We start from the raw sequence: 11,000 nt of genomic DNA on the forward strand, positions 1-11,000 counted from the left end.
TGGGGGCGGGCCACGAGCCCGCCCCCACCGCGGCGCGTAGGAGGGACCCCTCTTGCTGTCCACGTTCCTGTCCCAGGTCGTCAACGGCCTGATCCTGGGGTCGTTGATCGGGCTCATCGCCCTGGGCTACACGATGGTCTACGGGATCATCCAGCTCATCAACTTCGCCCACGGCGAGGTCTTCATGGTCGGCTCCTACGGCGGCCTGGCCATGTTCACCTACCTGCTCCCCACCGCCATCCAGAACCAGTGGTGGTTCGCGCTGCCGCTGCTGCTCGTCGCGGGCGCCGGCATCGCCGTGATCGTCGCGGTGCTCATGGAGCGCTTCGCCTACCGGCCGCTGCGCAACGCCCCCCGGCTCGCCCCGCTGATCACCGCGCTCGGCGTGTCCGTCGCGCTGCAGGAGGCGGTCCGGGTCTTCTACCCGAACGCCACCGCGGCCGTGCCGTTCCCCAAGGTGTTCGTCGAGGGCACGCTCGCGATCCCGGTCGGTGACGGCATCGTCCCGATCCGCTACACCGGCGTGCTCATCATCGTGGTGTCGCTGGTGCTGGCCTTCGCGCTCAACACGTTCGTCAACGGCTCCCGCATGGGCCGCGCGATGCGCGCCACCTCCCAGGACCGCGACGTCGCGCGCCTCATGGGCATCAACCCCGACCGCGTCATCGTCCTGACCTTCGTCCTCGGCGCGGCCCTGGCCGGCGTCGCGGGCATCCTGTACGGCGCGGACCTCGGCCTGATCAACATCAACATCGGCCTGCAGAACGGACTGTTCGCGTTCACCGCGGCCGTGCTCGGCGGGATCGGCAACATCAAGGGCGCCGTCGCGGGCGGCCTGGTGATCGGCCTGGTCAAGACCCTCGGCGGGCAGTACCTGCCCGGGGGCAGCCCCTACGACTACGTCTGGATCTTCGTGGTGCTGATCGCGGTGCTGGTCTTCCGTCCGCAGGGCTTCTTCGGCGAGACGGAGCGGGTGCGCGCATGAGCCTCCTCGAGAAGGAGCGGGCGGCCCCGACCCCCGCACCGTCCGGTCGCCTGGCCGCGCTCGCCGCCTACGCCACGCCGCTGCGCGTGGCAGGCGCCCTGCTGACGATCGTCGGCGCCTACCTGCCCTGGGCCACCTTCGTGCTCAACGAGGGCCCCTACCCCGAGCAGGCGACGCTCGAGTTCTTCACGGTGCCCTTCGGGGTCACCGGGTTCCGGCTGCACCTGGTGTTGTTCGGGATCGCCGCGCTCGTCGTGGCGCTCGCGGCCGTCCCCGCGAAGGGCCGCATCCTGCGGGCCGTCGGGATCGGCGTCATCGCGGTCAGCGTCGTCAACGGCCTGTTCATCGTGGCCGAGGGCGGCGGTTTCGGAGCGATCACCGTGGCCGACGGGGTCGCCTTCGGCGCGATCGTCGCGCTGGTCGGCGGCGTGCTGCTCGTCGTCGGGGCGGTGGCCGGGGGCGTCGAGCCCCAGCCGGTGTGGGACCGCCGGCTCAACACGTGGGTCGAGCGGGCCCTGCTGATCGTGGTCTTCGTGCTCCTGCTGCTGCTCGTCGCGGCGGTGCTCACCAGCGGCGGGCAGGGCGGCGGCGCGGTCTACGCCGGTCCGATCTTCCTGTCCTTCCTCGGCGCGGTCGGCGGCCTGATGGCCGCCCTCTCGGCGGCGGGCGTGCTGGGCTGGGTCACGGCGATGACGGAGCGGCACCGCATCTACAGCGTGCTGCTGCTCCTGGTCACGGCGCTGCTGCTGCCGCTGACGTCGGCGGGCACTGAGTACTGGATGACGGTCGCGGCCACCATCGGCGTGTACGCCGCCACCGCGATCGGGCTCAACATCGTCGTCGGGCTCGCGGGCCTGCTCGACCTCGGCTACGTCGCGTTCCTGGGCATCGGCGCGTTCGTCGCGGCGAACCTGTCCGGCGCGGCGGCGTCGTCGATCGGCATCACGCTCCCGTTCCCGCTGGTCATGATCATCTCCGCGATCGTCGCGGGCATCTTCGGCGCCATCGTCGGCTCGCCGACGCTGCGCGTGCGCGGTGACTACCTGGCCATCGTGACGCTGGCGTTCGGCGAGATCTTCGTCCGCAGCGCGCAGAACAACATCGGCGGGCTCACGGGCGGCTCGAACGCGATCCCCGGCATTCCGCCGGTGTCGCTGTTCGGCACCGACTTCAACGACGGCGTGGAGATCGGCGGGCTCGAGCTGCCGCCGGGCTTCCTCTACTACGTGCTGATCGTCCTGATCATCTCCGTGGTCATGGTGATCTTCGCGAACCTCAAGTTCTCCCGGCTGGGCCGGGCGTGGATCGCGATCCGCGAGGACGAGGACGCCGCCCGGGCCATGGGCATCCGCACCGGCCCGATCAAGATCCTCGCGTTCCTCATCGGCGCGATGCTGGCCGGGCTGGCCGGGGCGTTCTACGCCCACAAGCTCGGCACGGTCTCCTACGAGAGCTTCCGGTTCCTGGAGTCGGTCACGCTGCTCGCGGCCGTCATCCTCGGCGGCATGGGTACCATCCCGGGCGCCGTGCTCGGGGCGTCGGTGCTGTTCGTGCTGCCGGAGAAGCTGCGCGAGTTCTCCGAGTACCGGCTCCTGTTGTTCGGCATCGCGCTCGTGCTCATCATGCGGTTCCGACCGCAGGGCATCCTGCCCGACGCGCACCGCCGCGCCGAGCTGGCGCCGGACACGGACCCGTCGATCGTGGCGGCCGAGCACCAGGGCGCGGAGCACGGGGCCGCCGGTCCCACCGGCGGGAAGGGGGCGTCGTCGTGACCGACCCGATCCTGGCGGCCACCGGCGTCACCATGAAGTTCGGCGGGCTCACCGCGCTCGACGACGTGTCCTTCGGGCTGTCGGAGGGCGAGGTCATCGGGCTCATCGGGCCGAACGGCGCCGGCAAGACGACGCTGTTCAACTGCCTGACCGGCCTGTACTCGCCGACGGCGGGGCAGGTCGCGCTGCGCGGCAAGCAGCTGCCCGAGGACCCGGCGAAGGTCACCGAGCTCGGCGTGGCCCGCACGTTCCAGAACATCCGCCTGTTCCCGTCGATGACGGCCACGGAGAACGTCCTGGTCGGGCGGCACTCGCGGATGAAGCAGAGCCCGCTCTCGTCCCTGCTGCACGGGCCGGGCTTCCGGCGCAGCGAGGCCGAGGCGGCAGCGCGCGCCGCGGAGCTGCTGGAGTTCGTCAACCTCAGCCGGTTCTCCGACGAGCTCGCCCGCAACCTGCCCTACGGCGATCAGCGGCGGCTCGAGATCGCCCGCGCGCTGGCCACCGACCCGTCCGTCCTCCTGCTCGACGAGCCCACCGCGGGCATGAACGCGCAGGAGACTGAGGTGACCCGCCGGCTCATCTTCGCGATCCGCGACCTGGGCATCTCGGTGGTCGTCATCGAGCACGACACCAAGTTCATCTTCACGCTGTGCGACCGGGTGCTGGTGCTGGTGCAGGGCGAGCTGCTCGTCGAGGGCACGCCGGACGAGGTGCGGGGCGACCCGCGCGTCGTCGAGGCCTACCTCGGGGCGCCGCCGGAGGAAGTCGACGCGCAGATCCACGCGGGGGAGCAGCAGCCGTGAGCTTTCTGGAGGTCACCGACCTGACGGTCGCCTACGGCGCGATCCAGGCCGTCCGCGGCGTGTCGTTCTCGGTGGAGCAGGGGCAGATCGTCAGCCTCATCGGCAGCAACGGGGCGGGCAAGACCACGACGCTCCGGACGATCTCGGGCCTGCTGCGCCCGGTCACGGGATCGGTCACGCTCGACGGCAAGCCGATCCACGCCCTGCCCGCGCACGAGATCCTCGGGCTCGGGGTGGCGCACAGCCCCGAGGGCAGGCGGCTGTTCGCGCGGATGACGGTGGAGGAGAACCTCCGCCTCGGCGCCTACACCCGATCCGACGAGCCGGGCATCCTGTCCGACCTCGACCGCATCTACGACCTGTTCCCGGTGCTCGGCGAGCGCCGCCGGAACAAGGCCGGCCTGTTCTCCGGCGGCGAGCAGCAGATGCTCGCCATCGGGCGGGCGCTGATGTCGCGGCCGAAGCTGCTGATGCTCGACGAGCCGTCGATGGGTCTCTCGCCGATCATGACGCAGAAGATCTTCTCGACGGTCCGCGAGCTGCGCGCCGAGGGCACCACGGTGCTGCTCGTCGAGCAGAACGCGCTGGCGGCGCTCGCGCTGTCGGACCACGCGTACGTCATCGACCTGGGACGCACCACGCTCTCGGGCACCGGGCCGGAGCTGCTCGCCGACCCGCGCGTCCAGGAGGCCTACCTGGGCGAGGGCGTCGCGAACTGAGGGCCACCTCAGGGCAGGTCGCGCAGGTTGACCTGGTCGTGCCGCGCCGCCAGCTCGTCGATCTCCTCGACGGTCGGCGGCCGGTCCCGGGTCGCCAGCGCGGCCATCTCGGCGAAGTACTCCTCCCGCGGCTGCCCGGCCGGGGAGAACAGGATGAGGAAGCGCGCCCCGTCGTCGCCCTCGGGGTGGAAGGCGTGGACGCCGCGCCGCGGCACCCGGACCAGGTCCCCGGGTGCCGCGGACGTCCACCGGTCCCCGGTGCGGACGGCGAGCCGGCCCGACAGCACGTAGAACGACTCGCTGAACCCCTCGTGGTAGTGCGGCACCGGGCCGGGCGAGCCGGCGGGGAGTCGGGCCTCGAACAGGCCGTACTCCTCGTCGGTGACCGACCCGGGGGCCAGCAGCACGGTCGTCATCCCCGCGCTCACGATCCGTGGGACGTCCGCGGCGAGCCGCACCACGCCGTCGGGGTGGTCGCCGGCGTGGGGCAGGTAGGTCATGGCTGCGACGCTAGCGCGGCGGCACCGTCCGCGGTCAGGGCTTCGAGTCGCGGTGCAGGCAGGTCAGCTTCGCCGTGCAGACGCGGCGGCCGTCGTCGTCGGTGATGACGATCTCGCTGGTCGAGGTGGACCGGCCGACGTGGATCGGGCGGGCCACCCCGGTGACGAACCCGGTGGTCGCCGAGCGGTGGTGGGTGCAGGCGAGCTCGAGCCCGACGGGGAACCGATCGGGCAGCGCGTGCAGCGCCGAGAGGGTCGATCCCAGCGTCTCGGCGAGCACCGCGCTCGCGCCGCCGTGCAACAGGCCGAAGGGCTGCTTGTTGCCCGCCACCGGCATCCGGCCGACGACCTCCTCGAGCGCCAGGCTCACGAGCTCGATGCCCATGCGCTCGGCGAGCTGCTCGGTCGTCTGCATGGGCGGGAGGTCCTCGGGATCGATCGGCACGCAGGAGACCCTAGGTCAGCCGGTGACCGCGACGCGCACCATGCCCGCGCCGAGCAGCGGTCCGTAGCGCGCCGCCGCGGCGGTGAGGGCGTCGCGGTCGGGCGCGTCGGCGAAGGGCCGGACGGTCAGCATGGCCTCCCCGTCCGCGACGGCGTGCTCCCACACCCCGGTACCACCCCGTCGACGACGAGCACCGGCGAGATCCACCCCGCCGTGCGCGACACCTCGGCGGTGCGGTCGGCGGGGACCGCGCGGGCGCGGTGGCTCAGCGGCGCGATCACCCACGGGTCGAATCCGGGCAGCAGCAGTGGGGCGTCGGCGGGGTCGGTGCCGCCGTCGGGCACCGCCGCCAGCTCGCCGAGGTCCTCGGCGCGGACGAGGAACCCCGGCTCCCCGTCGACGACGACCTCGGCCAGCGCGTCCGCGGCCGCCCGGACCGTCCGCCTCGCCGGCGCGGGCTGCTCGCCCCACCAGCGTGCGACGTCGGCCGCGGTGGCCGGGCCGTTCGCGGCCAGGAAGCGCAGCAGCACCGTCCGCTCGGCCGCGGCGGCCGGGGGAGGGTCGAGCGGGCGCCCGAGCCAGGCGGCGGGGAGACGAAGGTGACGGCGCCGTCGGCCGCGGGTCCCGAGCACAGCAGCCCCCGCGCCGCGGCCGGCTTGAGCAGCGCGCCCCAGCCCGTCGACAGCGGGCCGGCGATCGCGGGGTCGCCCAGGTGCGCGACGACGGCGTCGACGAGCCCGGCCCGGGTCAGCGGCACGTCGCCGAGGACCTCGCCGATCGCGTCGGTGACCGCGTGCAGCTGCGCGGCGGTGACGCCGTGCTCGCGCTCCCACGACGGCGGGAAGCGGCGCCGGGCGTCGCGGGCGGTCAGGGCGCCGACCCAGAGGTCGAGCTCGTCGGCCGGGAGCAGGTGCAGCGTGCCGCGGGCGGCCCAGGTGCGGACGAGCCGGCGCGCGGCCAGGTCGGCGTCGGGCGCGGTGCCGCAGCGGACGCCGCTGATCAGCGCGGCGCACGAGGCCACCTGCGCGTGGACGCCGCCGAGCGCCCGCGCCACCTCGACCGGCGTCGGGCCGGGGGAGAGCAGCAGCTGGCGCCGGGTCCGCCACCGGCGCACCTGCCGCCAGGTGAGCTTCACGGCCGGGTGCACACGAAGATCGCCGTGCCGGGGAACAGCGCGCCGCGCAGCGGGCTCCACTGCCCCCACACGCGGTCTCGGCCCTCGGGCCACTCGGGCTCCACGACGTCGCGCAGCACCAGCCCGGCGGCGACGACGTCGCGTACGCGGTCGCCGATCGTGCGGTGGTGCTCGACGTAGGTGGCCGCGCCGCTGTCGTCGACCTCGACGTAGGGCGTGCGGTCGAAGTACGACTGGACGACGGTGAGGCCGTCGGGGCCGGGGTCGTCGGAGAACATCCAGCGCATCGGGTGGTTGACCGCGAACACCCACCGCCCGCCCGGGCGCAGGACGCGGGCGACCTCGCGCATCACCCGCTCCGGCTCCGCGACGAAGGGGACGCCCCCGAACGCGGAGCAGGCGGCGTCGAAGGAGGCGTCGGCGAACGGCAGCCGCTCCGCGCCCGCCTGCACCAGCGGCACCGCCACGCCGGTGGACGCGCCGAGGGCCGCTGCGTGGCGCAGCATCGACGCGGACAGGTCCAGGGCGACGGCCCGCGCCCCCTGCGCGGCGAGCCAGCGCGCGCACGGCGCCGACCCGGAGCCGATCTCCAGCACGTCCTTCCCGGCGACGTCGCCGAGCAGCCCGGCGTCGGCCTCGCGCAGGCCCTCGGGACACCACACGAAGTCGACGTCGCCGATGTCGGAGGCGTGCTCGGCCAGGTAGTCGTCGGCGTCGGCGTCCCACCAGGCGCGGCTCGCGCGCTGCGACTCCGCCCCGTCGACGGCCCGTCGCGCGACCCCCGTGGTCCCCAGAAGCTCCTCGGCGCTCACCGAACCATCGTCGCAGCTCGTGGCGCGCGACCCGCGTTGTGCCGTGGTTCACCCCCCGCGTAGCATGGTGGGAGCACTGTGGTCAACGCCGCGGCGTCCGCGCCGGTGGTCCCTCCACGGGCTCCTCGCACCACCAGATCAAGGGTGACAGCACCACGTCACGAGCCGTACACCACCAGCCCAGCACCACGCCGACATCCATCACCGGAGCACCCCACTACATGTCCACCGACACCACCGCCGCGCCGACCTCCACGACCCCTCAGGTCGCCATCAACGACATCGGGTCGGAGGAGGACTTCCTCGCAGCCATCGACAAGACGATCAAGTACTTCAACGATGGCGACATCGTCGAGGGCACGATCGTCAAGGTCGATCGTGACGAGGTCCTGCTCGACATCGGCTACAAGACCGAAGGGGTCATCCCTTCCCGCGAACTGTCCATCAAGCACGATGTGGACCCCGCCGAGGTCGTGTCTGTCGGTGAGTTCGTCGAGGCCCTGGTCCTCCAGAAGGAGGACAAGGAAGGCCGCCTGATCCTGTCCAAGAAGCGCGCGCAGTACGAGCGCGCCTGGGGCACGATCGAGGCCCTCAAGGAGGCCGACGAGCCGGTCGAGGGCACCGTCATCGAGGTCGTCAAGGGTGGTCTCATCCTGGACATCGGCCTCCGCGGCTTCCTCCCGGCCTCGCTGGTCGAGATGCGCCGCGTGCGCGACCTGCAGCCCTACGTCGGCCGCAAGATCGAAGCGAAGATCATCGAGCTGGACAAGAACCGCAACAACGTGGTCCTGTCCCGGCGCGCGTGGCTCGAGCAGACCCAGTCCGAGGTCCGCAGCGAGTTCCTCAACCAGCTGGCCCGCGGCCAGGTGCGCAAGGGCGTCGTGTCCTCGGTGGTCAACTTCGGTGCGTTCGTCGACCTCGGTGGTGTCGACGGTCTGGTGCACGTCTCCGAGCTGTCCTGGAAGCACATCGACCACCCCTCCGAGGTGGTGGAGGTCGGCCAGGAGGTCACCGTCGAGGTCCTCGACGTCGACCTCGACCGCGAGCGCGTCTCGCTGTCGCTCAAGGCCACGCAGGAAGACCCGTGGCGCCTGTACGCCCGCACCCACGCGATCGGCCAGATCGTGCCGGGCAAGGTCACCAAGCTCGTCCCGTTCGGTGCGTTCGTGCGCGTCGAGGAGGGCATCGAGGGCCTGGTCCACATCTCCGAGCTGGCCGAGCGCCACGTGGAGATCCCGGAGCAGGTCGTCCAGGTCGGCGACGACGCCATGGTCAAGGTCATCGACATCGACCTCGACCGGCGCCGCATCTCGCTCTCGCTCAAGCAGGCCAACGAGGGCATGACGGCCGAGACCGAGTTCGACCCCACGCGCTACGGCATGGCGGCGGAGTACGACGACCAGGGGAACTACATCTACCCCGAGGGCTTCGACGTCGAGTCCGGCGACTGGCAGGAGGGCTTCGAGGCCCAGCGCGAGGCGTGGGAGAAGGAGTACGCGGAGGCCCACGTCCGCTACGAGCAGCACATCGCCCAGATCAAGAAGTCGGCCGAGGCCGAGGCCGAGGCGGCAGCCGACGGCGGTGGCACCAGCTACTCGTCCGACACGGCCGACGCCGAGGCCGGCACGGGCGGCGGCGGCGGCGGCGCGCCGGCGCAGTCCGGCGGCTCGCTGGCCAGCGACGAGCAGCTCGCGGCCCTGCGCGAGAAGCTGTCGGGCGGCGCCTGATCGGCCAGCAGCACACCGGGACGGCCCCGGCGACCACACGGTCGCCGGGGCCGTCCCCGTTCGTCGCCCTCCGTCCGGTCACGGTTGCGCTGCGTTCCCCGGACGCGCCGCTCCGGACGCCACCCGATCGACCCGGACCGCACTACCCTTGAACCCGTGGGTGGGGGAACACGGGCGGGTGCGGTACGGCTCCTGGTGGTGCTGATGGGGCTGGCGGCGGCGGCGGGATGCGCCAGGGTCGACGTCGAGACGACGGCGGTGCCCACGTTCGCCGCGGCCACCGGCACGGCCTCGGGCGAGCCGGGGGAGGCCGACCGCAACGGAGCCCTGCCCACCGAGTGTGGCGAGCTCCTGGCCGCCGCCGACCTCGGGGCCCTGCTGGGCCTCCCGCTCGACAGCGTCACCGTCCGCACGACGATCGGCGTCCCCGAGCCGTCGGTCGGGCGCACCGAGCGCGTGGCCTGCCGCTACTCCGGCACCGGGTCGGCCCGCGGCACCCTGCTCGACATCAACACCGCCCGCTACACCGACGCCGCCGCGGCGGCCGCGCAGTGGGAGAAGAACACCGGCGTGGAGGACGGCGACCGCCGCGATCTCGCCATCGGCGCCGCGCCCGCCGTGCTGTTCGACCGGTCGCGCGAGTCGGTCCTCATGGTCACGTTCGACGACGACACGCTCACCTTCGTCCTGCCCGAGGGCCCGCGGCCGGGCGACCGCCCCCGCGGTGACGTCCTCGTCGACCTCGCGCTGCGCGTGCTGCCGGTCGTCGGCCCGCCGCGCCCCGCCGAGCCGGTGGTCCCGTCGCCGACCCCGACCGAGGGCCCCGCGGTCGCCGCCGGATAGCGCCATCCCCTAGCGTGCGGCGCATGCTGCGCGTGGGGCTGACCGGCGGGATCGGATCGGGCAAGTCGACGGTCGCGCGGCGGCTCGTCGCCCGAGGTGCGGTCCTCGTCGACTCCGACGTGCTGGCCCGCGAGGTCGTCGCCGCCGGCACCGACGGCCTGGCCGAGATCGTCGCGGCCTTCGGCGAGGACGTCCTCGGCCCGGACGGTGGGCTCGACCGGCCGGCGCTGGCGTCCGTCGTGTTCGGTGACGCCGACGCCCGCGCCCGGCTCAACGCGATCGTGCACCCGCGTGTGCGGGCCGCGTCCGACGCGCTGATCGCCGCGGCCCCGGCCGACGCCGTGGTCGTGCAGGACGTCCCACTGCTCGTCGAGGGCGGGATGGCGCCGCACTTCCCGCTGGTCGTCGTCGTGCACACCGAGGCGGAGGAGCGCGTGCGGCGGCTCGTGGAGCAGCGGGGGATGCCCGAGGCCGACGCGCGCTCGCGGATCGCCGCCCAGGTCGACGACGACGCCCGGCGCGCCGCCGCCGACGTGTGGCTCGACAACTCCGGCGCCCCGGACGCGCTCGTGGCCGTGGTCGACGCCCTGTGGGACGAGCGGCTGGTGCCGTTCGAGTCGAACCTGCGCCGCGGCGAGGCCGTCCGCACGACGGAGGCGGTTCTCGTCGACCCCGACCCGGACTGGCCGGCGCACGCCGCGCGCCTCGCGGCGCGGGTCTCGGCTGCCGCGGGCGGGCGTGAGGTCGCGCACACCGGCTCGACCGCCGTGCCCGGCCTGCCGGCCGACGACGTGATCGACCTGCAGCTCGCCGTCCGGTCCCTCGACGAGGTGGCGGGCTTCCGCGCCGCGCTCGAGGCCGTCGGCTTCCCGTGGCGGCCCGAGATCGACCACGACGACCCCGAACCGCCCGGCCCAGTCCGGCCCAAGCTCTGCCACGGCACCGCCGATCCCGGCCGCCGCGCGCACCTGCACATCCGTGAGATCGGCTCACCCGGTTGGCGGTACGCGCTGCTGTTCCGTGACTGGCTCTGCGTCGATCGTGGGGCCCGCGAGGAGTACCTCGCGGTCAAGCGGCGGGCCGTCGCGGAGTCGGGCGGCGACCCGCTGCGCTACGGCGACCTCAAGGAACCCTGGTTCGACGGGGCCGCCGACCGCGCGGAGGCCTGGGCCGTATCGTCGGGGTGGGTTCCCTCGTTGGCCTGAGTGGAGATGACCCGCCGGTAACGGAGCGCGACCGCTCCACGATGGAGTGACAGA

General features: G+C 73.2%; 12 protein-coding genes. 7 read left to right on the forward strand and 5 right to left on the reverse strand.

The window, feature by feature from the left end:
* Positions 1-52 precede the first annotated feature (52 nt).
* The 4 genes from I4I82_RS28485 to I4I82_RS28500 are packed head-to-tail and all read left to right on the forward strand — an operon-like array spanning position 53 to position 4,279.
* On the forward strand, positions 53-985 hold the full coding sequence (locus tag I4I82_RS28485; protein WP_225920709.1) for a branched-chain amino acid ABC transporter permease: 933 nt from the start codon (positions 53-55) through the stop codon (positions 983-985).
* Entirely contained in the window at positions 982-2,757 is a 1,776-nt protein-coding gene (locus tag I4I82_RS28490) for a branched-chain amino acid ABC transporter permease (protein WP_218592519.1), read from the forward strand. Before I4I82_RS28485 ends, I4I82_RS28490 begins: the two co-directional genes overlap by 4 nt.
* Entirely contained in the window at positions 2,754-3,560 is an 807-nt protein-coding gene (locus I4I82_RS28495) for an ABC transporter ATP-binding protein (RefSeq protein ID WP_226370298.1), read from the forward strand. Before I4I82_RS28490 ends, I4I82_RS28495 begins: the two co-directional genes overlap by 4 nt.
* On the forward strand, positions 3,557-4,279 hold the full coding sequence (locus I4I82_RS28500; RefSeq protein WP_218592520.1) for an ABC transporter ATP-binding protein: 723 nt from the start codon (positions 3,557-3,559) through the stop codon (positions 4,277-4,279). The genes I4I82_RS28495 and I4I82_RS28500 overlap by 4 nt, the downstream gene beginning before the upstream one ends.
* An 8-nt stretch (positions 4,280-4,287) precedes the next feature.
* Here the strand turns inward: I4I82_RS28500 and I4I82_RS28505 are convergent, their stop codons facing one another.
* Genes I4I82_RS28505 through I4I82_RS28525 form a run of 5 tightly spaced genes read right to left on the reverse strand, consistent with a single transcriptional unit; the run spans position 4,288 to position 7,171 of the window.
* A complete protein-coding gene (locus I4I82_RS28505; RefSeq protein ID WP_218592521.1) occupies positions 4,288-4,779 on the reverse strand; it encodes a cupin domain-containing protein in 492 nt (163 codons plus the stop codon).
* 34 nt (positions 4,780-4,813) lie between these two features.
* A complete protein-coding gene (locus I4I82_RS28510; RefSeq protein WP_218592527.1) occupies positions 4,814-5,194 on the reverse strand; it encodes a PaaI family thioesterase in 381 nt (126 codons plus the stop codon).
* Between the two features lie 45 nt (positions 5,195-5,239).
* Complete coding sequence (locus I4I82_RS28515) at positions 5,240-5,389, reverse strand: hypothetical protein (protein WP_218592528.1); 150 nt, start codon at positions 5,387-5,389, stop codon at positions 5,240-5,242.
* Positions 5,350-6,330, reverse strand: coding sequence for a DNA glycosylase AlkZ-like family protein (locus I4I82_RS28520; protein WP_372451398.1), 981 nt, complete (start codon positions 6,328-6,330; stop codon positions 5,350-5,352). The genes I4I82_RS28515 and I4I82_RS28520 overlap by 40 nt, the downstream gene beginning before the upstream one ends.
* A gap of 25 nt (positions 6,331-6,355) precedes the next feature.
* Positions 6,356-7,171: a class I SAM-dependent methyltransferase gene (locus I4I82_RS28525; protein WP_218592523.1), complete on the reverse strand. Its 816-nt coding sequence runs from the start codon at positions 7,169-7,171 to the stop codon at positions 6,356-6,358.
* 221 nt (positions 7,172-7,392) lie between these two features.
* On the opposite strand from I4I82_RS28525, the gene rpsA reads away from it, so the two are divergent.
* From rpsA to coaE, 3 genes are all read left to right on the forward strand, one after another.
* Positions 7,393-8,898, forward strand: coding sequence for a 30S ribosomal protein S1 (gene rpsA, locus I4I82_RS28530; RefSeq protein WP_218592524.1), 1,506 nt, complete (start codon positions 7,393-7,395; stop codon positions 8,896-8,898).
* 156 nt (positions 8,899-9,054) lie between these two features.
* Positions 9,055-9,741, forward strand: a complete 687-nt coding sequence (locus I4I82_RS28535) for a hypothetical protein (RefSeq protein ID WP_218596239.1) — start codon at positions 9,055-9,057, stop codon at positions 9,739-9,741.
* A 23-nt stretch (positions 9,742-9,764) separates the two neighbouring features.
* Entirely contained in the window at positions 9,765-10,946 is a 1,182-nt protein-coding gene (gene coaE, locus I4I82_RS28540; RefSeq protein ID WP_218594826.1) for a dephospho-CoA kinase, read from the forward strand.
* The last annotated feature ends 54 nt before the right edge of the window (positions 10,947-11,000 follow it).

It is taken from the genome of Pseudonocardia oceani, from assembly GCF_019263585.2.
Taxonomy (GTDB): Bacteria; Actinomycetota; Actinomycetes; order Mycobacteriales; family Pseudonocardiaceae; genus Pseudonocardia; species Pseudonocardia oceani.